At 64.2% G+C, this 26,515-nt stretch carries 23 protein-coding genes; 5 read left to right on the top strand and 18 right to left on the bottom strand.

Annotated features, from left to right (window positions below):
• Positions 1-59: 59 nt before the first annotated feature.
• From BGO64_RS14315 to BGO64_RS14285, 7 genes are all read right to left on the bottom strand, one after another.
• The gene (locus BGO64_RS14315) at positions 60-2,807 is read right to left on the bottom strand and encodes a collagenase (protein WP_286700887.1); all 2,748 of its coding nucleotides are present in this window, start codon (positions 2,805-2,807) and stop codon (positions 60-62) included.
• 176 nt (positions 2,808-2,983) lie between these two features.
• Positions 2,984-4,384: an o-succinylbenzoate--CoA ligase gene (gene menE / locus BGO64_RS14310; protein ID WP_286700886.1), complete on the bottom strand. Its 1,401-nt coding sequence runs from the start codon at positions 4,382-4,384 to the stop codon at positions 2,984-2,986.
• A 3-nt stretch (positions 4,385-4,387) separates the two neighbouring features.
• A complete protein-coding gene (gene menC / locus BGO64_RS14305; protein ID WP_069785428.1) occupies positions 4,388-5,317 on the bottom strand; it encodes an o-succinylbenzoate synthase in 930 nt (309 codons plus the stop codon).
• Positions 5,317-6,177 (bottom strand): 1,4-dihydroxy-2-naphthoyl-CoA synthase, encoded by an 861-nt coding sequence (gene menB, locus BGO64_RS14300; RefSeq protein ID WP_039039779.1) that lies wholly within the window; start codon positions 6,175-6,177, stop codon positions 5,317-5,319. The genes menC and menB overlap by 1 nt, the downstream gene beginning before the upstream one ends.
• Positions 6,170-6,934, bottom strand: coding sequence for a 2-succinyl-6-hydroxy-2,4-cyclohexadiene-1-carboxylate synthase (gene menH / locus BGO64_RS14295; RefSeq protein ID WP_286700885.1), 765 nt, complete (start codon positions 6,932-6,934; stop codon positions 6,170-6,172). Before menH ends, menB begins: the two co-directional genes overlap by 8 nt.
• Positions 6,924-8,669 carry a 2-succinyl-5-enolpyruvyl-6-hydroxy-3-cyclohexene-1-carboxylic-acid synthase gene (menD, locus tag BGO64_RS14290; protein ID WP_286700884.1) on the bottom strand — a complete coding sequence of 582 codons (1,746 nt, stop codon included), beginning with the start codon at positions 8,667-8,669 and terminating at the stop codon, positions 6,924-6,926. The genes menH and menD overlap by 11 nt, the downstream gene beginning before the upstream one ends.
• A gap of 33 nt (positions 8,670-8,702) precedes the next feature.
• Positions 8,703-10,034 (bottom strand): isochorismate synthase, encoded by a 1,332-nt coding sequence (locus BGO64_RS14285; protein WP_286700883.1) that lies wholly within the window; start codon positions 10,032-10,034, stop codon positions 8,703-8,705.
• 210 nt (positions 10,035-10,244) lie between these two features.
• Here BGO64_RS14285 and BGO64_RS14280 point away from each other — a divergent pair, with 210 nt between their 5' ends.
• Positions 10,245-11,150 carry a 1,4-dihydroxy-2-naphthoate polyprenyltransferase gene (locus BGO64_RS14280; RefSeq protein WP_029313608.1) on the top strand — a complete coding sequence of 302 codons (906 nt, stop codon included), beginning with the start codon at positions 10,245-10,247 and terminating at the stop codon, positions 11,148-11,150.
• Between the two features lie 206 nt (positions 11,151-11,356).
• Here the strand turns inward: BGO64_RS14280 and BGO64_RS14275 are convergent, their stop codons facing one another.
• Entirely contained in the window at positions 11,357-12,751 is a 1,395-nt protein-coding gene (locus BGO64_RS14275) for a PepSY-associated TM helix domain-containing protein (protein ID WP_216944988.1), read from the bottom strand.
• A 285-nt stretch (positions 12,752-13,036) separates the two neighbouring features.
• Here BGO64_RS14275 and BGO64_RS14270 point away from each other — a divergent pair, with 285 nt between their 5' ends.
• Positions 13,037-13,429, top strand: coding sequence for a hypothetical protein (locus BGO64_RS14270; RefSeq protein WP_202606666.1), 393 nt, complete (start codon positions 13,037-13,039; stop codon positions 13,427-13,429).
• A gap of 9 nt (positions 13,430-13,438) precedes the next feature.
• On the opposite strand, the gene BGO64_RS14265 is transcribed toward BGO64_RS14270, so the two are convergent.
• Both BGO64_RS14265 and dbpA read right to left on the bottom strand, forming a co-directional pair.
• Complete coding sequence (locus tag BGO64_RS14265) at positions 13,439-13,729, bottom strand: YkgJ family cysteine cluster protein (RefSeq protein WP_039039772.1); 291 nt, start codon at positions 13,727-13,729, stop codon at positions 13,439-13,441.
• Between the two features lie 85 nt (positions 13,730-13,814).
• Entirely contained in the window at positions 13,815-15,194 is a 1,380-nt protein-coding gene (gene dbpA / locus BGO64_RS14260) for an ATP-dependent RNA helicase DbpA (protein ID WP_052816423.1), read from the bottom strand.
• A 527-nt stretch (positions 15,195-15,721) separates the two neighbouring features.
• Between dbpA and BGO64_RS14255 the strand changes: the two genes are divergently transcribed.
• Positions 15,722-16,927: a NupC/NupG family nucleoside CNT transporter gene (locus BGO64_RS14255; protein WP_010672751.1), complete on the top strand. Its 1,206-nt coding sequence runs from the start codon at positions 15,722-15,724 to the stop codon at positions 16,925-16,927.
• Positions 16,928-17,034: 107 nt separating this feature from the next.
• Here BGO64_RS14255 and BGO64_RS14250 read toward each other — a convergent pair whose 3' ends face one another.
• The 3 genes from BGO64_RS14250 to BGO64_RS14240 form a co-directional block, all read right to left on the bottom strand.
• Positions 17,035-17,592 (bottom strand): cytochrome b/b6 domain-containing protein, encoded by a 558-nt coding sequence (locus BGO64_RS14250; protein ID WP_128345507.1) that lies wholly within the window; start codon positions 17,590-17,592, stop codon positions 17,035-17,037.
• Positions 17,593-17,640: 48 nt separating this feature from the next.
• Positions 17,641-17,910 carry a PepSY domain-containing protein gene (locus BGO64_RS14245; RefSeq protein ID WP_010672753.1) on the bottom strand — a complete coding sequence of 90 codons (270 nt, stop codon included), beginning with the start codon at positions 17,908-17,910 and terminating at the stop codon, positions 17,641-17,643.
• A gap of 121 nt (positions 17,911-18,031) precedes the next feature.
• The gene (locus BGO64_RS14240) at positions 18,032-18,484 is read right to left on the bottom strand and encodes a YaiI/YqxD family protein (protein WP_039039769.1); all 453 of its coding nucleotides are present in this window, start codon (positions 18,482-18,484) and stop codon (positions 18,032-18,034) included.
• A 131-nt stretch (positions 18,485-18,615) separates the two neighbouring features.
• Here BGO64_RS14240 and zntB point away from each other — a divergent pair, with 131 nt between their 5' ends.
• Entirely contained in the window at positions 18,616-19,581 is a 966-nt protein-coding gene (zntB, locus tag BGO64_RS14235) for a zinc transporter ZntB (protein ID WP_174217498.1), read from the top strand.
• A 9-nt stretch (positions 19,582-19,590) separates the two neighbouring features.
• On the top strand, positions 19,591-20,109 hold the full coding sequence (locus tag BGO64_RS14230) for a mechanosensitive ion channel domain-containing protein (RefSeq protein ID WP_286700882.1): 519 nt from the start codon (positions 19,591-19,593) through the stop codon (positions 20,107-20,109).
• A 36-nt stretch (positions 20,110-20,145) separates the two neighbouring features.
• Here the strand turns inward: BGO64_RS14230 and BGO64_RS14225 are convergent, their stop codons facing one another.
• From BGO64_RS14225 to BGO64_RS14205, 5 genes are all read right to left on the bottom strand, one after another.
• Positions 20,146-20,394 (bottom strand): hypothetical protein, encoded by a 249-nt coding sequence (locus BGO64_RS14225; protein ID WP_010672757.1) that lies wholly within the window; start codon positions 20,392-20,394, stop codon positions 20,146-20,148.
• Between the two features lie 69 nt (positions 20,395-20,463).
• Positions 20,464-22,254 (bottom strand): cation:proton antiporter, encoded by a 1,791-nt coding sequence (locus tag BGO64_RS14220; RefSeq protein WP_113069057.1) that lies wholly within the window; start codon positions 22,252-22,254, stop codon positions 20,464-20,466.
• A 94-nt stretch (positions 22,255-22,348) separates the two neighbouring features.
• Positions 22,349-22,870 carry an MltR family transcriptional regulator gene (locus BGO64_RS14215; protein ID WP_010672759.1) on the bottom strand — a complete coding sequence of 174 codons (522 nt, stop codon included), beginning with the start codon at positions 22,868-22,870 and terminating at the stop codon, positions 22,349-22,351.
• Between the two features lie 97 nt (positions 22,871-22,967).
• Positions 22,968-24,113: a mannitol-1-phosphate 5-dehydrogenase gene (locus BGO64_RS14210; protein ID WP_042015428.1), complete on the bottom strand. Its 1,146-nt coding sequence runs from the start codon at positions 24,111-24,113 to the stop codon at positions 22,968-22,970.
• Positions 24,114-24,150: 37 nt separating this feature from the next.
• Complete coding sequence (locus BGO64_RS14205; protein ID WP_124244397.1) at positions 24,151-26,079, bottom strand: PTS mannitol transporter subunit IICBA; 1,929 nt, start codon at positions 26,077-26,079, stop codon at positions 24,151-24,153.
• Positions 26,080-26,515 lie beyond the last annotated feature (436 nt).

Genomic DNA, 26,515 nt, shown 5'->3' with positions numbered 1-26,515 from the left:
CAAACGGCGCCATAAACAAGGGGCGACCATGGCCGCCCCTTGTCATCATCGTCTCGTCCTCAGTGGGAGGAGTCGTTGGCCTTGCACTCGTCAGAGTCCTTGTTGGCTTCCCACCAGGGCAGCAGCTCGCGGCCGAGCCACTGCTGGTAGGCCTCGCTGTCATTGGCAATCAGCTGGTCCAGCTCTGCTTCGAAGGCGCTCATGGCCTGCTGCTGATCCGGGTTGCGCAGGGCCTGGGCCATGGCCAGCCAGCTGGCGCCGCGACCGGTCTCGTTCAGGAAGCGGTGCACCGTGTAGGACCAGGAGTAGACCATCTCGCCGCCCTTGTCGTAATCCAGATGCAGGATGTCGGCCAGGGTCGGACGATCGCTGGCCGGGCGGCCGGCGACGTTGTCCAGACCGCGGGCGAAGCACTGGCCGTGGGCGACGAACTCCGCCAGCCCTTCCGACCACCAGGTGGTGCGGTTGAGCGGGTAGTGGCCGAAGCTGCCGTACTGATTGAAGCGGCCGTCCAGGTAGTGCACGTACTCGTGGCGCAGGTTCCACACCTGGAATGCAGGGCGCTTCCACTCCGCCTCATAGGCGAAGAAGCGGGCCTGGTTGCCGGGGCGAGCCGGATCCCCTTCGAGGTAGATGCCGCCGTTGTCGGTGGAGACGCCGCCAAACAGGGCACTGCCGTAGCGTTTCCAGTCGGCAGAGGAGTTGAAGACCACCAGTTCCAGCGCCTCGTTGTGATCATCCGCCACCGGCTGCCAGCCGGTCTCCATCTGCTGGTGGAACTGCTGCTCTTCGGCACCCAGCTCACGACAGATGCCCTCGGCCTGGCTCATGGTCAGGTCCTGGGCCCGCAGGCGCAGGGTCGGTGAGCAGGTGTGCTCGAACGGCAGCACGTCCTCCACCCGGACAGGGGTGCAGAGCCCGGCGAAGTCACCGCTGATGCAGGCTTCGCTGGTGCGGTCCGTGTAGGTCAGGTAGTAGGTGGAGAGGGTCAGTGACATGTCTTCCAGCAGATCCTGGCTCTGCTGACCACCGGGGATCAGGTCGTGGTGGCGAATCAGTGCGATGACGGAGTCATCCAGCAGCTTGCGGTAGCCATCGAGCTCGTCCGGGCGGGTATAGCGGGCGACCCGGTAGAGGCGGGTGTAGGCATCCAGCACGTTGTTGAGCAGGAATAGATCGGCGCCATCCCTTCCTTGCCACAACGCGAGTTCGCTCATGCCGAGGGCGTGCAGCTGCTTGCGCAGCTCGCCATCCTGCTGGCGGAAGTCGTTGGCGAAGGGGTCGCTGTAGTCGCTGGCGAAGTCGAGGAAGTTGAGCAGATCGAACAGGCCGGTTGCCCAGGCGTGCTGACCGTTGATCTCGCTGGCATGGCGGGTGCTGTAGGCCAGCATCTGGTTGAACTCGCCGAGCAGGGTGCCAAAGCGGCTCTGCACTGCCGGGCTCTTGAACTGACCGTGCAGGGCGATGCTCCAGGCACCCATGACGGCGCCTACTTCGTCGCTGGCCTGCTCCGGGAAGAGCAGCGGATGGGCGCCGAGCGCGGTCAATGCCTCGGCCAGCGCCTCAGCAGCAGCCGGGCCGTCTTCCTTGTGCTTGCCGTAGTTGTGGTAGTTGTGGGCACGCACGTATTCCAGCAGCAGCTTCATGGCCGGATGGGCCGGCTGATTGGCCGCCAGCAGGCTCTGGATGCCGCGCGACACGGCCAGCAGCTTGGTGTCATCGTGACCATAGTTCTCCTGCCAGACCGGGGCGGGCTGGCCACTGGCATCCTGCACTATCTTGGCAGCTTCGGCGTCCAGCAGCTCGGTGCCCGGCAGATCCGGCTCGGAGCAGGCGCGGCCGTCGGTACGGCGACAGTCGAGCTGCTCTTCCTTGCTGGCCAGCACGATAGGGCGGTTAAGCACCCGGCTCTCCTGCCACTCGGTTGTCTCCGGCAGGGTCTGCCATTCGCTGCCCCCCACCGGGTATTGATAGCCGGTGTCCTTCAAGACCACCTGCACTTCGCTGCCAGCGGGCAGGGTTTGACGGCACACCCGGTAGCTGATGGTCTTGTCCCCTTCCTGACGGGTCTGGGGTTCATCGCACTCCTGTTGGGCCTTGATCTCGTCCAGCAACCAGGTGTACTGGCGCCAGACGTGCAGCTCGCTCACCTGCTTGGCGGCCTGGCTGCCCGCGATGGGCTGCAGGCGGAAGAAGATCTGCTCGAGGCGACCATCCCGTTCATTGGGGGTCTCTTCCAGCACCTTCAATTGCTGCCAGTTTTGCGGCTGGTACTGCCATGCCTGCTCGGCGCAGCGACCTTCGGCGTTGAGCTCGCAGCGATCCAGCTCCTGCTCGCTGTGACCCAGGATGACCCGCTCAGCCAACGGCAGACGATCCTGACGCGGCGCGGTCGGGGTGCCCGCCAGCGGCCCCCAGCGGCCCTGCTTCATGCCGTAGCCATAGTCATAGCTGCTGGCCGGGACGGCCTTGCCGGCCGGTACCACCTCTTCACAGCTGAGGTAGCGGATCTGCCAGCCCTGCTCGATCTTGAGTTGCGGCTCGCCGCACTGCTGCTCTGCCAGCGCAGCCAGGTTGGCATCGCGCCAGTCGAAGCGGCGATACACCCTCAACTGCTGATAAGGGGCGTCGCCGCTGCGGGCGCTCAGTTCAAAGGTCACTTCGGTGAGACGATCCCCCAGCTGACGGCTGGATTCGCCTTTGAGTTGATACTGTTGCCAGTCGGAGGGGGAGTAGTTGGCCAGCGCCGAAGTGGCGAGCAGGCCTGGGGCTGCCAGGAGCAGCAGCCGGGGAGAGAGGTGCTTCATCATGATCCCTTTGGTGGATGGAGAGGCGTGGGGACCAGAGAGGTTATTGGGCTCCAAAGGAATATCAATTGGCCAGATGGCGCAGCGAAATGATGCATTCGGGAGCAAACAACATAAAAACAGCCCCAAAGGGAGCTGTGTTGATAGCAAGGACTCCGCCCCATATGGGGGAGGTGTCACTCCTCTTGTCGCAAGCTGCGGGCGAGCAGGGTGCGGGAGGGTTTCAGATTGCCGCCGAGATCCGGCCAGGGATGCCACTGGTCCGGCACCATGAAGCCGGGTAACGACAGCCTGATCCAGGCGGCCAGCTCGGCAGATGGTGCCGGTTCGCCGTGCCAGTCGATGAAGGCGGCGGGCCTATGCCCCCACTCGTCGCTCGGCACCGGCACCACCAGGGCCTGGGCCACGGCGGGGTGATCCACCAGCCGCTGCTCTATGGTCTCGGGCTGGATGTTCTCCCCTCCCGAGATGAAGAGGTTGTCGAGCCGCCCCTCCACCACCAGATCGCCCCCCGGAGTGAGGCGGCCCTTGTCCCGGGTGTGGAACCAGCCCTCTTCATCGAGGGGGCGCACCAGCTCGCCCTCCCTGAAATAGCCGGCAAACAGGGTCTCACCGCGCACGCAGATCTCCCCCTGGCGGATGCAGACCTCCCGCCCCGGCAGCGGGCGACCCACCACGCCGGCGGCGCAGGGTTGCCCGGTGCAGACCTGGCTGCCCATCTCGGAGAGGCCATAGCTCACCTTGGGCTCCAGCCCCAGAGCGGTCAGCCGGTTGACCAGGGGCGCCGGGATGGCGGCGCCCCCTAGCAGCAGCTCTCGCACCCGGGTGCGGGATGGGTCGAACCCCTGTGCCAGCAGGCGCCAGAGCTGGGTCGGCACCAGCGAGAGGTGGGTGATGGGCTGATCCTCGAGCCGCGCCTTGAGGGGCCGGGTGCGATCGTCCAGCACCAGGGCGGCTCCCGCCAGGAAGACCCGGAACAGGATGGCGTAACCGCCGACGTGAAACAGTGGCAGGGAGAGCAGCCAGCCGCAGGCTTCGTCCAGGGGGATCAGGGTGGCGGAACCCCGGGCCGAGGCGAGGTGGTTGGCGAGGCGGTGTACCACCGCCTTGGGGGTACCGCTGGATCCCGAGGTGAGGATCATGTTGTTCGGCTGGTCGGGTACCAGCGGGGACTCCCCATCTGCGGCCAGCTCGCCCGTGAAGTCGAGGCTGAGGGCTTGCCAGTCGCCCGCCGGGATCTCGCCTGCGGACCAGAATGCCCGGGCCTCGAGCTGGCTCGCCAGTTCGCTGTGTCTGGTTGCCGGAAAGGCGGGATTGAGGGGGCAGAAGACGATGCCGCTGCGCACGCAGGCCCAGGCCAGCAACACATCCTCCAGGGCGCCGCGCATCACGGCGGCGAGATGATCTCCCCGCTCCAGCCCGGCCCGGGCGAGCTGATTGCACAGGCTGTTGAGGCGCAGGTCGAGGCGCTGGTAGCTAAGAGGCTCCCCGCTGTGGATGGCAATGCGATGAGGGGACAGTGTCGCCCAGCGTCGTACCGGGCAGGTTTCCTGCCGTGGGATCTGACGGGTCACCATGGGTCAGTCACGGTGAAACAGGGGTTCCATCCTGCCCGGATCGGGTTGCCCCTGCTTGTCCAGCAGATCCCTGGCCAGCCAGCGGCGGGTATCGAGGCCAGGGGCCTGATCCGGCGCCCACTCCCCCGCGAGGCGGGCGAGCTGAGCGAGGCCGAGACCGGACTCGAAACAGGAGGAGACGATCACCTTGAGCTTCAGTTCGCGAGCGCGAGTCACCAGGGCCTCGCTGTTGGCGAGGGCGCCGAGCAGGGTCGGCTTGAGCACCAGGGCGCGCAGTTGCGGGATGGGCTCCCAGGGCTTGCCCTGGGCCAGCAGTTCGTCCAGCGCCACCGGCATGCCGGTGCGGCTGGCGACGAAGGCGATGTCCTCGAAGTCGGCGCACAGATCTTCGAGGTATTCGATGCGATTCGGATCCAGGTGGCCGCAGAAGGCCCAGGCCTCCTCGCGGGTCCAGCCCTGGTTGGCGTCCAGGACCAGTTTGAGATTGGGGCGCCGATCGAGCAGCAGCCGGATCAGCGCCAGCTCGTCGCGCATGGGGTAGCGGGCTACCTTCAGCTTGGCCTTGAGGGGGGTCTCGTGCAGCCACTGCTTCCAGTTCTTGAGCAGCTCCTGGGGGGAGCCCTGGATCAGCGGATAGGGCTCGGGCAGGGGGGCACCCTGCTCGGGCCAGCTACGACGGGCGCAGTCGAGCCCGAACTGCACCGAGGGCAGCTGTGGCGTCGGGGTCTGTCCCCGCGCCAGCTGCGCCAGACAGTCGAGGGCCTCGGCCTGGGCGTCGGCAAGGGTCTCTTTGGAAAATCCTGGCAGGGGGGCTATTTCCCCCCAGCCATCGTCGATGCGTACCAGCAGGCCCTCGCGCGCTACCTGCAACTGACCATGAAAGGCCAGGGGCTGGGTAAAGGGCAGTTGGTAGCGGTAGAGGGCGAGTGTCATCAGGGATTCCGCTTGTATTTGGAGAAGTCGGGACGGCGTTTCTCGTTGAATGCGTTGCGCCCTTCCTGACCCTCTTCGGTCATGTAGAACAGCATGGTGGCATTGCCTGCCAGCTCCTGCAAACCGGCCTGGCCGTCGCAGTCGGCGTTGAGGGCCGCCTTCAGGCAGCGCAGGGCCATGGGGCTGTGTTGCAGCATCTCGCGGCACCAGCGCACGGTTTCACGCTCCAGCTCGGCCAGGGGCACGACGGTGTTGACCAGCCCCATGTCGAGGGCCTGTTTGGCGTCGTAGAGGCGGCAGAGGAACCAGATCTCCCGAGCCTTCTTCTGGCCGACGATGCGGGCCATGTAGGAGGCGCCCCAGCCGCCGTCGAAGGAGCCCACCTTGGGGCCGGTCTGGCCGAACTGGGCGTTGTCGGCGGCGATGGTCAGGTCGCACATCATGTGCAGCACGTGGCCGCCACCGACGGCGTAGCCAGCCACCATGGCCACCACGGGTTTGGGGCAGGTACGGATGTCACGCTGGAAGTCGAGCACGTTGAGGTGATGGGTGCCTTCATCGTCCTTGTAGCCACCGTAGTCGCCGCGGATCTTCTGGTCGCCGCCGGCGCAGAAGGCCTTCTCGCCGAAGCCGGTGAGGATGATGGAGCCGACCTTGTCGTCGTAGCGGGCATCGGCCAGGGCTTGCAGCATCTCTTTCACGGTGCGGGGGCGGAAGGCGTTGCGCACCTGGGGACGGTTGATGGTGATCTTGGCAATGCCCTCTGGGGACTTGTGATAGAGGATGTCCTCGTAACCGGCGGAGCAGTCGTGCCACTCGACAGGGGCATAGAGCTCGGCTTCCGTCATTGCTTCAATCATGGATCTTCTCTTCTGGTTGGTGAGCCCACTCCCGCAGGAGCCGGGCAAAGGTATCGGGCTGGCTTGTGTGCAGATTGTGTCCGCCATCCAGAGCCAAGTGTTTGATATTGCAGCCTTGCTTTACCAACTGGCAAGCGAGGGCATGGAATTTGTGATCCCGGTTGCCGGAGATCCACTGCACCGGCAGCCGGGTATCCCGAAGCCAGGGGGCGAGATCCGGCTGTCGCCCCAGGGACGTGGCCCTCAGCATGGCGGCCACGGCCTTGCCGTCGTTGCCAAGGCGGCGTGCGGCCTGGCGGGTGCGGGCATCGTCGTCCAGGTCGGCGAAGACGCCCTGGCGGTACCAGTCGGCAAGCACCCGGATCAGGGGCTCGCACTCGAAACGCCGGGCCCAGGCTTCATCGTGAGCGATGCGGGCCGGACGTTCACCGGCAGGCAGCCCGGGGTGGCAGTTCTCCAGCAGCAGGGCCTGCAACCCCGCCGGGGAGTGGCTGGCGTGATGAAGCGCGAGCCGCCCCCCCAGCGAATACCCCACCAGCCGGTAGTGGGCGATATCCCGTGCGGCCAGCTCGTCGCAGAGCCAGCGATGGGCCTCGTCAAAGCCGTTCACCCGCAGTGCCCGGTTGCGGCCGTGGCCCGGCAGATCCAGGGCATGGCACGGGACGCCGGGCAGGGCCTGGATGACAGGTCGCCAGTCGTCGGCGTCCCCCAGCAGGCCGTGCAGCAGCACCAGCGGCGCGGCGGGATCAGAGACCACGGATAGCGGCTCCCAGTGCCTTGAGATCCTCGGCGACTTCACTGCTCGGTACCTTGATTTCAATCAGGGTTACCCCGTTTTTCAGGGCTGCGGCATAGTCCTGCTCAAATGCGTCGAGGGTGGTGGGGGCCCGGTAGTGCAGGCCGAACATGGCGGCGGCGTGCTCGAAGTGCAGGCCGTGGGGCAGGCAGTAGTAGGTCTCCAGCAGGGCGTCCTGGGTGGGCACAGGCAGCATGCGGAAGATGCTGCCGCCGTCGTTGTTGAGCAGGATCACCACCAGGGGGCGGCTCCCCTTGCCGAGCAGCGCCAGGCTGTTGAGATCGTGCAGGGCGCTGAGATCCCCGAGCAGCAGGGTGGTGGGCTCGCGACTGTCAGGCGGGACCGACTGTGCGAAGCCGTATGCGGTGGCGATAAGGCCATCGATACCGGAGGCGCCGCGGTTGGTCATCACCCGGCTGGGGCCCTTGCCCACCTCGCCCAGCATGTCCATCAGCCGGGCCGGCATGCTGTTGCCGACGAACAACTGACCCTGGATGAGCTGATTCAGGCGGTGGCACACCCCTAGCTCCGAGAAGCGATCACAGGCGGTGCGGATCTGCTGGCTGATGGCCTGCTGGCGCGCGGCCAACTGGTGCCAGGGCTGCTGCGAATGGGGGATTGGATGGGCGGCCGCAAAGGCGGCGGGATCGCACACCAGGCGACGGCGCAGCCGGTAGTCGGGGTCGAGGCGTGCCGGCTGCGGGTCCACCAGCCAGTAATCCTGCCAGGGGTGTTGTTTGATGAACTGGCCGAGGCGCTTGGAGATGAGGCGGGCGCCGAATTGCAGCAGTACCTCGGCGCGGGCCAGCTCGGCCACGAAGTCGCTGTGTTGCAGGGCGAGATCTGTGTGGACGAGGTTGCGATCATCGAAGCGGATCTGGCTTTGCAGATCCGCCAGCAGGGGCCAGCCGAGGCGGTCTGCCAGCTCGGCCACCGCCTTGCCTTGCCCCGGATCCTGGATGCGTCCGGCGACGATGACACCGCGCTTGCCCTTCAGCTCCTCCCAGTCCGGCTGGGCGGGGCAGCCTGGCTCGCCAGCCAGCCAGGGGCTCCAGGGCTTGGCCGAGTGCAGCCAGTCGCCGAGAGGCGCCAGGTAGTCGGCAAAGTCCAGGTAGGTATCGCCGGGATAGAGGGGCTCGGGGTACATGCAGTTGAAGTGCACCGGCCCCGGGGTGTGCGCCTGTCGGGCCAGGGCCTGATCCACCGAGCTCAGCACGAAGGCCGCCGGAATGGCGGGAGTGGGGCTCGGCAGATTTTGCTGATAGACGGGGTAGCGACCGAAGATCCCCGGCTGATCAATGGCCTGGTTGGCCCCGTTGTCGATGAGCTCGGGTGGCCTGTCGGCAGAGAGAATGATGAGCGGTACCCCGGTGAGCTGGGCTTCCGCCACCGCGGGCCAGAGGTTGGCCACCGCAGTGCCCGAGGTCATGATGACCGCCACCGGGCGGCCGCTCCCCTTGGCCAGCCCCAGCGCCATGAAGCCCAGACCCCGCTCGTCGAAGTGCAGGTGGCGGCGAAAGCCCGGGTGGGCTGCGGCGGCCATGGTGAGCGGCGCCGAGCGGGAGCCGGAGGCCAGAGCGATGTCGCGCACGCCGAGGCGAAAGAGCTCTTCCAGCAATAGGGAGGACCAGACATGGTTGAAGGTGGCGTGATGGCTGGCAAAGGCGTGATGCGCGGACACGTGGCTGGCGGACATGAAGCTCTCGCAGTGAGGAGTCGGTGAGAAACGCTATCCCAGCAGGGAGAGCACGTTGGCGATCTTGTTGTCGAGTTCGGCCCACTCGGCGGCGGGCTCCGATCCCGCCACTATGCCGGCACCGGCGAACAGGCTGATACGCGGGCCCCTGAGCCGGGCGCTGCGAATGGCGACGGAGAACTCCGAGGTCTCCCGGCTCAGCATGCCACAGGCACCGGCATACCAGCCGCGATCATGGGGCTCGCATTCACGGATGAAGGCGAGCGCCGCCTCGCGGGGGGCGCCCCCCACGGCGGGGGTGGGGTGCAGGGCAGCCAGCAGTTGCCAGTCGCAGACGCCGGGTTTGAGCTCGGCCTCGATGTCGCACTTGAGGTGTTGCAGCAGCCGCAATTTCAGAATGCGCGGCTCGGTCAGGGTGGCATCGGTCGTGAGGGGGGCCAGGCGGCTGAGAATGTCGGCGTGAACCAGCCGGTTCTCCAGCCGGTTCTTGCTGTCGGCCAGCAGCTCGGCGGCCAGGGCCGCGTCGGTCGCCTCATCCCCGGAACGGCGAATGGTGCCTGCCAGCGCCTCGGTAAAGAGGTGGCCCTTCTCCCGGCGGTAGAGGCGCTCGGGGGAGCAGGAGATGAAGCTCTGCTCGGGGGAGAACTGGAAGCCGAAGTGGAAGCACTCCTGGGCGTGGCGAGCCCACTGTGTCAGCAGGGACCAGGGGCAGAGTGGCGCATCGTGCGCCTCGCTCTGGAGCAGGCTCTCCCGCGACAGCACCACCTTGGGGGTGCGGGCCTGGAAGTGGGGGGCCGTGACCTGCTCCACCAGGGTCTGCCACTGGGCAGGGCCCGGCAGGTCCTGGCGCTGCCATGGCCGCTTTTGCAGGGCGGGCAGAGGGGCCTCGGGTTGCAGGGCATCGAGCGCCGCCTCGGCGGCGCAGAGTTCGGCTTCGAATGCGTGACCCTCTTCCCGGGCAGGCAGCCAGAGATTGAGGCAGAGGCTGGTGCACTCCCCCCGGCGTACCAGTTCGATGCGGGGCAGCACGAAGCGGCAGGGGCCAAAACCCTGCCAGCCGGGCAGATCCGGGTCGAACGCCAGACCGCCGTAGTAGCGAGGGCTGTCTTCACTGGCCGTGCCGGCAAGGTCGCAGACCCGCTGGATATCCTCCGGCCGGGTCAGCTCGTGAATGGCGCCAAGCGCCACGTACTCGGGGCTCTGTTGCCCTCTGGCGTGCCAATAGATGCGGGGGTAGAGCGTCTGGGCCGCCAACCAGCCGGGAAAGACGTCGACGTGAGCGGCCACGCGCAGTCGCACGAAACCGCTGACAGTGCTGTGACGCAGGGCGTCCAGTTGTTGCTTGAGGTGGGTCTGAGCCAACATGGATGTCTAGTCTGAGCCGGATAATCGCGATCGCTCCGGGGGAGGATGGCGCAGGTTGATGCCAAAGGGCGACGATTTCCTATATATTATCTGCCCATTCGTCCATGTAAATTGCCCGGGGGAGCCGACGCCCCCGCGCAGCCAAGTATACCTAAATCCGGTTCGATAACCCTTAACACGATCAATATCTGATTGTTTGGCCATCACAATATGACAAATACCTTCTCTGTTTGGTTGCTGGCGGCGCGTTTGCGAACACTGCCCCTGGCGTGCTCCTCCATCTTGCTGGGCTCGGGGCTGGCAGCCAGCCGGGGAGCGTTCGACGGCACCATCATGGGGCTCTCCCTGCTGACCGCCATCCTGCTGCAAATTCTCTCCAATCTGGCCAACGACTATGGCGATGCGGTCTCCGGTGCCGACAACGGGGAGCGGATCGGTCCCCAGCGCGCCGTGGTTTCCGGCCTCATCACCCGGCACCAGATGTGTGTGGCCATGGGGCTGACCGCCCTGGCGGCCGTGGTGAGCGGCCTCTCCCTGCTGGTCTGCGCCTTCGGGGAGGCGTGGCAGCAGATCCTGACGTTCATCCTGCTGGGGGGAGCGGCCATCGTCGCGGCCATCACCTACACGGTGGGCAAGAGCCCCTACGGCTATCGCGGCTTCGGGGACATCTCGGTATTCCTGTTCTTCGGCCTGCTGGGGGTGCTCGGTTCCTACTACCTCTTCACCCATAGCCTGGAGTGGGACCTGTTGCTGCCTGCCACCGCCTGCGGCCTGCTGGCGACTGCCGTGCTCAACATCAACAACGTGCGGGACATCGAGACCGATGCCGCCAGCGGCAAGATCACCCTGGCGGTGCGCCTTGGCCGCAACCGGGCCATCGCCTATCACTGGGTCTTGCTGGGGGCTGCGCTGCTGGCGACCATCGCCTTCCTGCTGACCCAGCCTGCGAGCCTCTGGCCCTGGATCTTCCTGCCCGCCATGAAGCCCCTCACCGATGCCGCCCGTACCCTGCGAGAGAGTTTCGATGGCGAGGTGCTGACCGGCGCCCTCAAGAAGACCGCCATCAGCGCATTTCTGTTCAGCCTGCTGCTCTCCGCCGGGCTGGCGCTCACCTGAGGCCGACGCGTTTGGCAATGAAAAGGGCTCCCGAACGGGAGCCCTTTTTGTTGATGTGTCGACGCGTTGTTGTTTCATCAGACCGATGTGATGAGCGCCAGGGGAGGAGCCTGCCGCCAGGCGAAGGATGATGCCAGGTGATGCAGACGACGAGGGCCCCCGACAGGGAGCCCTCGTGTGCATGAGGCGGGCTTGCCCCTGACGGGTCAGCTTGCCTGGGCCACGGCCGGGCGGCGAGAGAAGAAGAGACTGTCCAGCAGCCAGATGGCAACCATGGAGGCCCCCACCAGCGGGAAGCAGATCCCGAGCACGACCAGCACCGCGATGGCACCGCCCATGGGAGGCAGCTTGGCGGGCAGGGGCGGGGCGGCGAGGCGACCACTGGGACGGCGGCTCCACCAGATCCAGAGCCCGCTCACCGAGCTTGCCAGAATCATCAGGCAGATGAGCAGCATGACGAGCTGGTGCGGCCAGCCGTAGAGCTTGCCCATGTGCAGCATGACGCCGGTTTCCACCGTCTTGGCGACCGGGCCGTAATCCTGCCAGCGCACGTCGACCAGCACCTTGCCGCTGTATTGGTCGATGTGCAGGGTGGCGTCGTTGCGGGGATCATCGGCAAAGATGGCGATGGTATAGACGCCGGTTTCACCGACCGGGGGGGTGATGCTGTAACCCGGGCTGACCCCCCGCTCGCTGGCGATGTCGACCACCTGTTGCAGCGGAATGCGATGGCTGGCCATGACCATGCCCTCGTGTCCGCCGCCATGGGTCATGGCGCTGTGATCATGGCTCTCTGCCGTGGGTTGGGAGCTCGGCATGGGCAGGGTCTCGGCCCCCCAGGAGACGGTCTGTTCGTGAGCCTGGTTGAGGCTGCGGGTGAGGGGGGCCGACTTGGGCACCTCGTTCCACATGGCCGCAGGGAAGCGGTTCCAGACATCGGCGAACTGGCCGCCCCAGAAACCGGTCCAGGTCATGCCCGTCAGCAGCAGCAGCAGCAGGAAACCTGCGCCCCAGAAGCCGACCACGGCGTGCAGATCACGCCACCAGAGACGGCCGCGCTGGTGCATTCTCGGCCAGAGGATGCCCCCCACACCCGGTCCCTTGCGGGGCCACCAGAGATAGAGTCCGCTGACGAGAAGCACGATTCCCCAGCCTGCGGCCAGCTCGATCAGGCGATCTCCCGTGGTGCCAAGCATCAGCTCCGCATGGAGAGCGCGCGCTACCGCCTGCAGGTTCCACTTGTTGTCCATGGTGCCGAGCAGGGCGCCGTTCGCGGGGTCCATGAAGAGGGTCAGCTCCTGCCCTTCACGCATCACGACTATCTGGGCGCTCGCGTCCGCTGCCACCGGGGGCAGGTATTTGCGCAGGCTGGCGTCCGGCATGGCGATGGTTGCCTTGGCCAGCAGCTGGTCGGCACTCAGGGTCTGGGTGGCGGGTGTCACCTTCATCAGCTGGGGGTAGAGCAGGTTGTCCAGCTGCGGCTTGAACAGATAGACGATGCCGGTGAGGGAGAGCAGGATCAGGAAGGGGGCGACGAAGAGACCGGCATAGAAATGCCAGCGCCAGATCCGTTGGTAATAACTTGCGTCTTGTTGCTTCATCGTTGATCCCTGGGTGAACGCCAAAAGGTTTCAGTAGGTGGAATGTTTTGAGTGGCGCGGATAATAGCAGCAACGTTTTGTTAACTGCAACAGAACATGTCGAAGAAATGTACATTCCGCCATCGGGGTAAAAACGGGGGGTGAATGGCGCTTTCCGTTCACAATGGGGGGAGCTTCATGGACTTTTCGGGGATAAATTCTTACTTTGTGGCAACACAGGGCATATCAGCCGCAGCGAAGGACTCAAGGCAGGAGGTGAACGTGCAAGCACACGGCCATTTTGAGATGCAGCGACAAGGGCAATTGCTGATCTGTCGGCCGAGCGGCCCTTTCAACCTGGCAGGCGCCATGGCCTATGAGGGCAAGTTCAGCCAGCAGATAAGCCGTTTGCAGGGAGCCCCCTGGGGCATCGTCGAGGTCGCGACCGAGTTCGAGGCCGCCGGCCCCGAGGTGCTGGCCCGTTTTCGTCGCCAGTTCAACTGGTGCGCCACCCATGGCTGCGCCTTTCTGGCGGTGGTCATGATCGGGGATTTCAAACGTTATCTGGCGGATCACGTCTTCAGCGAGCTTCCCTTTCAGGAGGTGCGCTATTTCGAGGAGGAAGCGCAGGCCATCCACTGGCTGACACAGCGCCTCGAGGGGCTGCAAGGCACGGAGATCCACGTCAGCACGGGTTGAACATCCCGGTTACTCCAGCCTGATGAACCACTTGTCCCGCTCGTCGAGGCAGTCGGGCTCCCCCATCTCGAATTCACGGCAGATCAGCGGCCGCACCTCGTAGATGCGACACATCATGGTGTTGCGGTCGAGGGCGGCGCACCAGCCATCTTCCAGTCTGTGCATCACGGGCACTTCTCCTTCCCGTTCCTCGATATAGCGGTCCGGCACGCCGGTGTCGGTGAAGAGCATCACCTCGAGGCGGCAGCAGCAGGCTTCGCAGTTCTGGCAGCTCACATCGCTCTGGATTGCTTGGGTCATGTCACCTGTCTTGCCGCATGGCGGCGAATGATATGAAACAGGCGCCTGTCAGGCGCCTGTGGTCTGGCCGGGCGTGTGAAATACCTTAGCCCAGTTTGCGGGCACGGTAGCTGCGCCCCTTGATCTTGCCTTCCTGCAACCGCTTGAGGGCGGCGCTCGCCACCTGGCGCTTCACCGCCACGTAGGAGTACTGCTCGGAAATCTGGATCTTGCCCACATCGGCCCCGGCAATGCCGCCTTCGCCGGTCAGGGCGCCGAGGATGTCACCGGCACGCACCTTGCTCTTGCGGCCCGCATCGATGGAGAGGGTCACCATCTGCGGCGCGATCGGCTTGATGTCGCGGCCGATCCCGGCCAGGTCGCCCTGGGGAATGGGGGCCTGCTGGTACTCCTCAATGAAGTTGACGCGCTGGGCCTCGTTCGGCTGGTAGAGGCTCAGGGCCAGGCCCTGCTGGCCGGCGCGGCCGGTACGGCCGATGCGGTGCACGTGCACCTCGGGGTCGTAGGTGAGCTCGTAGTTGATGACGGCCCCCAGCTCCTTGATGTCGAGGCCGCGGGCCGCCACGTCGGTGGCGACCAGTATGGTGGCGCTGCCGTTGGCGAAGCGCACCAGCACCTGATCCCGCTCACGCTGTTCCAGGTCACCGTTCAGCGCCAGCGCCGAAAAGCCCTTGGCGGCCAGGTGATCGGCCACGTCGTTGCAGGCGCGCTTGGTGTTGCAGAACACCACGCAGGAGCCCGGTTGGTAGTGGCTGAGCAGCCAGGTGAGGGCATCGAGGCGCTGGCCGGCCGGCACTTCATACAGCTTCTGTTCGATGGCGCTCTCTTCATGCAGGGACTCCACGCTCACCTCCACCGGATTGCGCTGCACGCCGCGGCTCATCTGGGCGATCCCTTCCGGATAGGTGGCGGAGAAGAGCAGGGTTTGCCGGTCCCGCGGGGCGTGGCTGATGACCCGGTTGATGTCTTCGCCAAAGCCCATGTCCAGCATGCGATCCGCTTCGTCCAGCACCAGCGTCTTGAGGTCGTCGAGCGCAAGGGTGCCCTGCTCCAGGTGCTTGAGGATCCGGCCCGGGGTGCCGACGGCGATGTGGGCGCCAAAGCCCAGGGTGGCGGATTGCGGTGCGGTCGGGGTGCCGCCGCACAGGGTCACCAGCTTGACGTTGGGCAGGGTACGGGCAAGACGGCGGATCTCGGTGGCCACCTGATCCGCCAGCTCGCGGGTCGGACAGAGCACCAGCGCCTGCACGGCCAGCCGGTTGACGTCCAGCTTGGCCAGCAGACCCAGGCCGAAGGCCGCGGTCTTGCCGCTGCCGGTTTTCGCCTTGGCGATCAAATCTTTGCCGTCGAGCACCAGGGGCAGGCTCTGGGCCTGGATCGGGGTCATCTGCAGATAGCCCAGGCTGGCGAGGTTGTCCTGCAGGGCGGAGGAGAGGTTCAGGCTGCTAAATTCGCTGTTGTTCACAAAAGGGCTCTATGTCGGAAAACCAGAAATGGGGGTGCGCGGTGCGCAAGGGGGCGCATCATACCAGAATGTGCCGCCGGATGCGGTGAATATTTGAACGGTTGGCGTCATGGGTTGCCGATGGAGGCTTCTGTCTGCGTTGGCGGGCTTGCGGTATGTAAAAAGAGCACAATGGAACAGGGTGGTCATGGCCAGATCATGATGAATGACGAGAAAACGTTTTTAATTAAACGTGTCGTGGTGATGATGAGTCATCGGAGGATGCCATATGGGATATGGCAGTTATGAAATATATATACGAATGAGGAATAAAATTAACAAAAGAGCATAACTTATTGTTTTTGATTTATTTTTAACCTCAGCCAATAACGATTAATAATCGTGTGTCATGGCAATTAATTTAAAAACGTTTGTATTATTTCGCATGCATATTTTTACCGCGGATTGTGATGATTCTCTGATTTTTAAATATGCAGTTCTTTATGATGGCGCCGGTCAAAAATAACAATTCAATGGGTGCTACTGGTATGGAATACGTTCATTTCGTGCTCGGACTCGTGATGGTCCTGGCATTGGCGTTGCTGGCAAACCGCCGCAACTGGAAACAGATCAAGCTGCGTTACATCGGCCAGCTGCTGGTGGTCGAGCTGGCGCTCGCCTGGTTCATGCTCAACTCCGAAGTGGGTCTGGCGGTGGTGGGTGGCTTTGCAGCCGGCTTCACCAAGCTGATGGAGTTTGCCAAGCAGGGGACCGACTTCGTGTTCGGCGGTCTGGTCAACGAAGGGGCCTTCTCCTTCTTCCTGATGGTGCTGATGCCCATCGTCTTCATCTCCGTGTTGATCGGCATTTTGCAGTACATCCGTCTGCTGCCCATCGTCATTCGTGGCATCGGCACCGTGCTGGCCAAGATCAACGGCATGGGCAAGCTGGAGTCCTTCAACGCCATCAGCTCCATGATCGTCGGTCAGTCCGAGAACTTCATCGCCCTCAAGAACATACTGCCGCACCTGAACGAGAAGCAGATGTACACCCTGGCGGCGACGGCCATGTCCACCGTCTCCATGTCCATCGTCGGTGCCTACATGCAGCTGATCGAGCCGCGCTACGTGGTGGCCGCGCTGGTGCTCAACATGTTCAGCACCTTCGTGGTGCTCTCCCTCATCAACCCCTACGAGCCCGACAACACCGTGACCGATGCCAAGGCGCTGGCCGAGGGTGACGAGCACCACACGCCGAAGAAGGAGAACTTCTTCGAGATGCTGGGGGAATACATCATGGCCGGTTTCACCGTGGCGGTGATCGTCGGTGCCATGCTGGTGGGCTTCATCGCCCTGATCGCCCTCATCAACTACCTGTTCGAGGCGGCGTTCGGCGTCAACTTCCAGCACGTCATGGGCTACATCTTCTATCCCGTTGCCTGGATCCTGGGCATCCCGGGCAGTGAAGCGCTGCAGGCCGGCTCCATCATGGCGACCAAGCTGGTGACCAACGAGTTCGTGGCCATGATGGATCTGGGCAAGATTGCCGCCGAGCTCTCCCCGCGCACCGTCGGCATCCTCTCCATCTTCATGGTGTCGTTCGCCAACTTCAGCTCCATCGGCATCATCGCCGGTGCGGTGAAGGCGCTGAACGAAGAGAAGGGCAACATGGTCTCCCGCTTCGGTCTGAAGCTGGTCTATGGTTCCACCCTGGTGAGCCTGCTTTCCGCCGTTATCGCCGGTGTGATGATCTAGGTCCTCCCCCCGCGCTGCTCATGACGACCCCCTGCCTTGGCAGGGGGTCGTTTTTTTGGGCAGATGAGCGGGTGAACTGAGGAGGGGACTGGTCGGCAGCCCGGCCATCAAGCGCGGGGGTCTTCCACCTTGATGTTGGCGGGGACCCGCTTTTTGCCCAGCACCATGGCGCGGACCAAATCGCTGCGGGTGAGGCGATCGGTCAGGAGTACCACGGCCGCATGGACGCCAACGGCGGCCATCAGGGTGTTGGCAATGATGCCGTGCAGCTCCTCCAGCCACTCCTCGCCCCAGAAGGCATCCCAGGTGGTGAGCCAGCCGGTGACGACGGTCCCGACCAGGGACAGCAGCAGCAACCAGATCATCAGGGAACCGACCGGATTGTGGCCGAGGTAGTAGGGGTGGCGCCCCTGGGCGAGCTGACGCAGGTAGTAGCGGACCCGGGCAGGGGTTGGCCACCACTGGCCGAAGCGGGCGTAATAGGGGCCGACCAGTCCCCACAGCAGGCGGATGATGAGCAGGATGCCCACCGCGTAGCCAGCATATCTGTGGGGGTTGCTACCCTCTTCCAGCACGAAGAAGTTGAGCAGGCAGAGAGTGACGGTCGCCCAGTGAAACACCCGGATGAGGGGATCCCAGACTTTCACTTCAGAGGCAGGTGTCATGGCAAGGCTCCATGGTGGGGGCCGGGGGAAGACCGGCCCAGGGCGGCGTTACTCGTCGATCTCTTCTTTCACCTTTTTCAGGTCGGTCGGGTCGAAGTAGATCTCGACCTTGCGCTTCTCCTTGTCCCAGCCGTAGATCTCGTAGCAGCCGGTCTTGGTGGCCTTGAACTTCTTGATGTCGTATCCCATCGCCTTGATCTGCTGCTGGGCGTCGGCTTCGCTCATCCACTTGCTCTTGTCGGCCTGGGTGCATTGGGGGTCGGCCAGGGCTGCGCCGCTCAACAGGGGGATCAGTAACAACAGGGGGGTCAGTTTCATTGCTTGCTCCTTGCGGGTGGTTGGGTCAACAGTCGCAAGGCTAATCAAGGAGCATTAAGGAAGAATTAAGGGAAAAGGGAACTGAATGGCTCTCCCCGGCGGTGGACCGGGGAGAGGGTGATCAGCTCAGCTTGCCCCTGACCAGCCACTTGTCCAGCGCATTGGCGAAGCGCTGCTTGTCGGCGGCGTTGAAGGGCGCAGGGCCACCGGTCTGGACGCCGGCAGAGCGCAGCTCCTCCATGAAGTTGCGCATCCCGAGCCGTGCCTGGATGGTCTCCCGGGTGTAGATCTCGCCCCGGGGATTGAGCGCCTCGCCCCCGGCGTCGATTACCCAGGAGGCGAGGGGAATGTCGCCGGTGATCACCAGGTCGCCGGGCTTGACCTGCTGGGCGATGACATGATCTGCCACATCGAAGCCCTTCTCCACCTGCTGGGTCTTGATGAAGGGGGAGGGGGGGACTCTGAGCCCCTGGTTGGCCACTAGCGTGGTCACCACCTGGGCGCGGTGGGCGGCGCGGTAGAGGATCTCCTTGACCGGGATGGGGCAGGCATCGGCATCAACCCAGATGGGCATGGCATGGCTTCCTGTGTCTGGAACGGGTGGCGCATCTTAGCATGGCTGGTGCGGGGCGGCTGCCCCGGGGCTGAGTCGTCCCCGCCTTTGGTGTAAGCTGGGGCCTGCACATGAAACGAGAAGGAGACGAGATGGATCGGGTGCCCGGTGACGTGATTTATGGCCTGACCCTGGACGGCAAGGGGGGCATGACCCCGCTGGCCGAAGGTAGCGAGATCCCCTGTACCCAGCCCGGCTGGCTGCATCTGGACTACGGCAACCCGGAGTCGGCGCGCTGGCTGCTGCAGACGCCGCTGCTGGGGGAGGCGGCCCGGGAGGCCCTGCTCGGCCAGAGCAATCGTCCCAAGCTGGTGCGGATGGGGGAGACGGTGCTGCTGATCCTGCGCGGCATCAACCACAACAAGGATCACAGGCCTGAAGAGATGGTGGCCCTGCGGATCTTCATCACGCCGGATCTCATCATCAGCAGCCGACGTCGTCCGCTGCTCTCCGAGAAAGATGTGTTCGAGCAGCTGTCGCTGGGGGGCGGTGCCGACACACCCGCCGACTGGCTGGTGGAGATATGCGACGCCCTGACCGACCGGGCCGGGGAGTTCGTCGAGGAGCTGCACGACCAGATCCTGGATCTGGAGGAGATGGTGCTGATGCGCGACCTGCCCGCCAACGGTCGGCTTGCGCGCATCCGCAAGCAGCTCATCATGATCCGTCGCTACCTCTCCCCCCAGCGGGATCTGGTGGCGCGCCTGGCCAACGAGAAGATCAGCTGGCTGGACGAAGATGACAGGCGACGCCTGCTCGACATCGCCGACCGCTTGCGGCGCTGGCTCGACGATCTGGATGCCGGGGTGGCGCGCACCGCCGTGCTGGCGGACGAGATCAACAACCTGATGGCGGAGGCGACCAACCGCCGTGCCTACCAGATGTCGGTGATGGCGCTGCTGTTCCTGCCCGCCAGCTTCCTGACCGGCCTGTTCGGCATCAACCTGGGGGGGATCCCCGGGGCCGAGAGTCCGACCGCCTTCTGGGTGTTCTGTGGCTTCCTGCTGGTGCTGGCGACCGGACTGGCGGTCTGGCTCAAGCACAGGCGCTGGTGGTAAGGAGTGAACATGACGACATGGGAATCTTTTGGCGTGACCCTGCTGCTGTTGCTGGGGCACACCCTGGTGCGCGGCCTCATTCACAAGAGCCTGATGGCCCTTGGCCAGAGCCGGCAGGTGAGCGAGAACCGGGTACTCTACGTGGAGCACGTATTCCACTTCCTGCTGGGCTGCGCCACCCTGCTGATCCTGGCCGGGGTCTGGGGGCTCGACTTCTCCCGGCTGGTGGTGCTCGCCTCCTCCTTCTTCGCAGTGCTGGGGGTCGCCATGGTGGCCCAGTGGTCGATCCTCTCCAACATCACCGCCAGCATCACCATCTTCTTCGCCTTCCCCTACAAGATTGGCGATCGCATCCGCATCCTCGACAAGGATGACTCTGTCACCGGCATCATCACCGAGATCGGCCTCTTCTACGTGCGGGTGCGGGATGACAGCGGCGATCTGGTCACCTATCCGGCGAACCTTATTCTGCAAAAGCCGGTGAGGAGGCTGGAGGGAAAGGAGGCTGAGTCCACGCAGCCGGAATGAGAAAAGGCTCCCTCGGGAGCCTTTTTCGATGGGTGTTCAGCGTTCGAAGAAGCGGTAGAGGTGCTCGACCTGGACGGGGCAGTCGGCCACCAGGTGGATGTGGTCCCGTGCCTCCTCGGTGGACGAGAAGCTCATGGGGCACCCCAGGGTGTCCGTCATCACGTAGAGGTGGCCGTCCTGCCCCCTGAACTCCACGATCCAGCCGGGGGAGACGATGTCGTGCATGATCTCCGCCTCCTTGAACCTGTGCTGCTGGTGAAGCGCGCGCAATTCACTGACTGTCATGACATCCTCCTATGACTCATGGCGCCACCCTCAAGTCTAGTTCTCCTTCCCGGTGGCGCCGTCATCGGATCAGGGCGCCGTCGCCCCCTCCCGGGGTGGTTGCAGGGCGATCAGCAGCTCCCCGGGCAGCGGCGTGACAGGGCCGGTGACCACCCTGGGTCTGGCCTTGGCATCCAGCACGAACAGAGGAATGGCGCCGGGATTGGCTTCCTGATACTGGTCCCAGTCGAAGGTGTCGCTCAGGCGGGTCGCCTTGATCTGTCCGCCCCGGCTCAGCAGGCCGCTCAGCCTGGCGAAGTTGATGTCGGCGCCGAACAGGTTCTGGCGGGCACGGAAGGTGGCGCTCTCCCGGTTGGCCTTGCCGTGCTGTTCGCTGGAACGCAGGGAGTGGACCTTCTCCTCCCCGTAGAGGTGGGCGAAGTGCAGCACCCCGAGGGCGTTGTTGTGGCGGCTGGGAGAAAGCGCCAGCACGGTGCTGATGCTGGTGAGGGGCAGGTGCCGCTCGGCGTGCTCCGACTGGGGGCTGCCGAAGTAGCAGGGCAGGCCGCTCATGCGGGCCAGCTTGCAGTGCTCCCAGGCAGGATCGGAGAGTTGCACCGGGATCCCCTGATCCGCCAGCGCCTTGCCGATGGCCCGGGCCACCGAGTTGGCGCCGATGAGCAGCCAGACATTGGGGGCGCTCTGGCGCATGTCGAGCAATCTGGCCAATGGCGTGGCCGTCAGGCTCTGCAGCACCACGGTGAAGATGATGACCGCAAACACCAGGGGCACCAGCTTGTCGGCATCCTCGATGCCGGCCTCGTGCATGCTGATGGCGAAGGAGGCGCTGACCGCCGCCGCCACTATGCCCCGGGGGGCTATCCAGGCGAGCAGGGCGCGGGCGCGCCAGGGCAGGTCCGACCCCCGGGTCGAGACCAGGATGCAGAGCGGGCGGGCCACGAACTGCACCACGCACAGCAGGGCCAGCACCATGGGGCCGAGCTGCCAGAGCTGGGCCAGATCGAGGCGGGCCGCCAGCAGGATGAAGAGGGAGGAGATGAGAATGACGGCGAGATCCTCCTTGAAGGCCAGCACCTCCTCCAGATCCAGCCCCTCCTGGTTGGCGAGCCAGATGCCGAACACGGTCACCGCCAGCAGGCCGGATTCGTGACTGAGCCAGTCAGACAGGGTGAAGGTCACCAGCACCAGCGCCAGTACCCCGAACTTGTGCAGGCTGACCGGCAGCCAGTCCTTGCGGATGAGCAGGGTGGTGAGCCAGCCGGCACCGACCCCGATGAGCGACCCCACTCCCACCGTCTTGGCCAGGGCCAGCAGGGTATGACCGACCAGGTCTCCCTGGCTGCCGAGGCGCACCGCCTCGAACACCAGTACCGCGAACAGGGCGCCGATGGGGTCGATGACGATCCCCTCCCAGCGCAGGATCTTGTCCACCTCCCGGACCGGGCGGATCACGTTGAGCATGGGGGCGATCACCGTGGGGCCGGTTACCACCAGCACGGCGCCGAGCACCATGGCGACCCGCCAGTCCAGCCCAAGCAGGAAGTAGCTGGCGGCGCCGATGACGGCAAAGCTGGTCACCATGCCGGTGGAGCAGAGGTTGCGTACCACCTTGCCGATCCCCTTGAGTTCGGTCAGGTGCAGGGTCAGCGCTCCTTCAAACAGGATGATGGCGACCGAGAGGGAAACCAGGGGAAACAGCAGATCCCCCAGCAACTGATCGGGATCGAGCAGACCGGTCACCGGGCCGAGCAAGAGGCCGCTCAGCAGCAGGAACAAAATGGCGGGAACGCGCACGGACCAGGCAAGCCATTGGGCGAGCAGGGAGATGAGGGCTATTCCGGCGAGGGAGAGAGCAATCATGCCAACCTCGTACAGGTGATGGGGTTGGACCTAGTGTAGCGGGGAAGGGGGGCAAGATGACACCCGCCAGGCGTGCAGGGGAGAGCCGCTCAGATCAGATGGGGCTCTCTTTGTGGAGTTCGGTGACGCAATCGGTCACCGCCAGCACCAGGGCGGAGCGCACCATCTGATCGAGCCGGTTGAGCTGCATCTGGTAGAGGGGCCAGTCCTCCTCGTTGGCCGGGGGATCCTGCGGCATCATGCTGCCCTGCTGGATGGCATTCAGGCGCTCGAGCAGATCGCGGACCGGCTTGTCGCTGAAGCGGTAATCCTTGGGGTCGCGTACCAGAAAGTCGCGGATCTTCAGGTACGCCTCGAGATCCTGATAGCGCTCGAGGGAGATGAGGCCGAGGGCGAAGATGAGCTTGAGGCGCACCTCCAGCTGGCCGAGGGGTCCGCTCTGGTTGAGCAGGGGTTCGATGGCGTATTTGACGGCATACTCCTCCTGACGAAAGGCTCGCCGCATCAGGGAGTCGACCGCCTCTTCCAGGATGGTCACGACCTCGAGAAAGAAGCCGCGGGGGCCATCCTGCTCGTTCAGTCGCTCCAGTACTTCATCTTCCTGGTGTGTGGTCATAAGTGCTTCGGGTCCGGCTGACAGGGGGAGAGCAGGCCCTCCCCCGGTTTGTATCGTATGGGGTCCGTCACGGGCGGTGTGACGCCACCCCATCAGGTCACTTCAAGTTGTTGTAACGGGCGACGATGGTGCGTACCACATCGCTGTGCTCATCCAGGCCGGTGACGCGGGCCAGTGTCCGTGCCGGACCTAGTTCCGCCAGCATGGCCTGCAGCTCCACCGCCTGGGGATCGTCCTCATTGCGGTAATGCAGTGCGGCGGCGATGCCCTCCTGCAGGTGATCGCTCGGCAGGCCGTACTCCAGGGTGCCGAGCAGCGGCTTCACCAGTCTGTCCCCCGCCGCCAGCTTGCGCAGCGGCTGGCGACCGACCCGGTCAATCTCGTCCACCAGATAGGGGTTGGCGAAGCGGGAGAGGATCTTCTCGATGTAGGCGGCGTGCAGGCGCGGGTCGAAGCCGTAACGTTTCACCAGCACGGCCCCGCTCTCCTCCATGGCGCGGCGTACCTTGCTGCGGATCAGCGGATCCTCGATCGCCTCGCGCACGGTGTGATAGCCCCTGAGCTTGCCGAGGTAGGCGGTGACGATGTGGCCGGTGTTGAGGGTGAACAGCTTGCGCTCGACGAAGGCCATCAGGTTGTCGGTGGGCTCCATGCCTGCCACCTGGGGCAACTCCCCCTTGAACTGGGTCCGATCGACGATCCACTCGCTGAAGCTCTCCACCGTCACCTCCAGGGGATCGTCGTTCGCCGCGGCGGGCGGAACGATGCGATCCACCGCCGAGTCGACGAAGCCGACGCACTGCTCGAGGGTGGCATGATACGCGACCGGCAGGTACTTGAGTACCTCCTCCTTGAGGTGGCTGGTGCCGCGCACCATGTTCTCGCAGGCGATGACGTTGAGGGGAGTCAGGTTGCCGGCATCGAAGCGGGCCTGCAGCCCCTTGGCCAGGGTGCTGGCAATCTTGTCCAGGATGTTGGGGCCGACCGCCGTGGTGACCAGATCGGCGGTGATGATACGGGCGATCACCTCGTGTCCGGCCGAGCTGACTGCGGCAACGTTGCGCACCACGTCCAGCTTCTGATCCGTGCCCACCACGTGCACCTTGTACTCCTGGCGGTGGTTGAGCTGGTCGATCAGGGTCTCGTTGACGTCGGCGAAGGTGACCTGATGGCTGGCGTCAGCCAGCAGTTTGCCGATGAAGCCCCGACCGATGTTGCCGGCACCAAAATGCAATGTTTTCATGATATTAACCTCTACAACCAAAGACGATGACGGATGATTACGCGGCCTGCTCGGCCCCCAGCAGATCCAGGAACTCCTGGGGATCCTGGGTGCTGGCCAGACGGTCGACGAGACCGGGCTCATCCAGTGCATTGGTCAGGCGGGTTATGACCTGTATGTGTTCATCGTTGCGGGCGGCAATGCCGATGACCAGGCGCGCTACCTCATCGGCGCCCTCGCCGAAGGCGACTCCGGCCGGGTACTGGCAGATGACGATGCCGGTACGCTTCACGTGCTCCTTGGCGGCGATGGTGCCGTGGGGCACGGCGATGGATTCGCCGAGGTAGGTGGAGACCAGCTGTTCGCGCTCCAGCATGGCGTCGACGTAGTCCGGTGCCACATAGCCTCGCTCGGCCAGCAGCTTGCCGGCGGTCACGATGGCCGCTTCCTTGCTCTCGGCCTTGAGGCCCAGGTGCACGTCTTGCAGGCTCAGGGTGAAGACTTCCGGCTCCTGCGGATCGTAGCTGTCGTCGTTGGCCGCCACCAGCAGTTGCGGGTTGGCGACGTCATCGTTGGCCGCGTTGGCCAGGCTGAGGTTCTGCACCAGCTCCTGATAGAGGGCGTTGTCGAGGAAGTTGGTCAGCGAAATGTGCTGTGCATGCGGCGCATGGCGACGGGCACGGTCGGTGAGATCCTTGTGGGTGATGACCAGATCCACCTGATCGTCCAGGTTGTTGATGGCACGGTTGGTCACGCTGATGTCGAGACCGGCGGCCTGCACCCGCTTGCGCAGCATGCCGGCGCCCATGGCGCTGGAGCCCATGCCCGCATCGCAGGCGACGACGATGTTGCGCACTGCGGTCAGCTCGGTTTCCGGCTTCTTGGCGGCGGTGGTCTCGGGCTTGGCACCCTTCATGGCCTTCATCTTGCGGGTGGCTTCACCCAGGGCATCGGCCTCGTCGGCTTCCGGCTGCTGGGCACGGACGAACACGGCGGCGACCAGGAAGGAGACGGTGGCGGAGGCGACGATGGAGAGCAGCACCCCGATGAGGGAGGCTTTCGGCGTCATCAGCAGCACGGCGAAGATGGAGCCCGGGGAGGCGGGGGAGACCAGACCGGCGTTGAACAGGGTCAGGGTGAAGACCCCGGTCATGCCGCCTGCGATCACCGCCAGGATGAGGCGCGGGTTCATCAGCACGTACGGGAAGTAGATTTCGTGGATGCCGCCGAAGAAGTGGATGATGGACGCACCGGCTGCGGACTGCTTGGCGGCGCCACGGCCGAACACCATGTAGGCCAGCAACACGCCCATGCCCGGACCCGGGTTCGCTTCGATCAGGAAGAAGATGGAGCGGCCCTGTTCGGTGGCTTGCTGGATCCCGAGCGGCGAGAAGATGCCGTGGTTGATGGCGTTGTTCAGGAACAGGATCTTGGCCGGCTCGACGAAGATGGAGGTCAGCGGCAGCAGGCTGTGGGCGACCAGGAAGTCGACACCACCGGCCAGGGCGCCGGAGAGCACCTTGACGAAGGGACCGATGACGAAGAAGGCGAGAATGGCGAGCAACATGCCGATGATGCCGGCGGAGAAGTTGTTCACCAGCATCTCGAAGCCGCTCTTGACGCGACCTTCCATCGCCTTGTCGAAACGCTTGATGGCCCAGCCACCCAGCGGGCCGACCATCATGGCGCCCATGAACATGGGGATGTCGGTCCCCACGATGACGCCCATGGTGGTGATGGCACCGACCACGGCCCCCCGGTCACCCCCGATCAGCTTGCCGCCGGTATAGCCGATGAGCAGCGGCAGCAGGTAGGTGATCATGGGACCGACCAGCTTGGCCAAGGTTTCATTGGGCAGCCAGCCAGTGGGGATGAAGAGGGCGGTGATGAAGCCCCAGGCGATGAAGGCGCCTATGTTGGGCATGACCATATTGGACAGGAAGCGTCCAAAATTCTGTATCTTGACTTTGGTATCCGGTGATAACATGTCGGGACCCCGTTTTAAGCCTGTGTGATTAAAAGTGGTAGTCGGGATGACGAGTTTTGCCGAACTCCCATCCCAGTCGTCTAAGCAACTTCAATCTACCAGCTTGTGATCAAATTAGGCTGAAAACGGGGTGTCTTGTGACCTGGATCTCAAATACCCCGACCTCCCCCCTCCCGACATAGTGATGACGATCACAGTCAGTCGCTGTATTTCGGCTACATTTCGATCTTCTCGCCTCTGGGTGTCAATTTTTTGTGATTGATGTCTCGTTTTGTGGTTTGCGCAAATACGGTGTCAACGTGACTGTTGTCACAAAATCAAATTTTGCACTCAAATGAGTCATGATTTGTCGCCTCGTATTCGCAAGTAATGACGATGGATATTCCGTAGTTCATCGTTAATCACCAATGAATCATTTATTTTGTAACCCACTTTC

The sequence above is a fragment of the Aeromonas sp. 62-46 genome (assembly GCF_001898585.1).
Taxonomy (GTDB): domain Bacteria; phylum Pseudomonadota; class Gammaproteobacteria; order Enterobacterales; family Aeromonadaceae; genus Aeromonas; species Aeromonas caviae.
The sequence above is the reverse complement of the archived record's forward strand: the minus strand, read 5'-3'. Positions and strand labels throughout refer to the sequence as shown.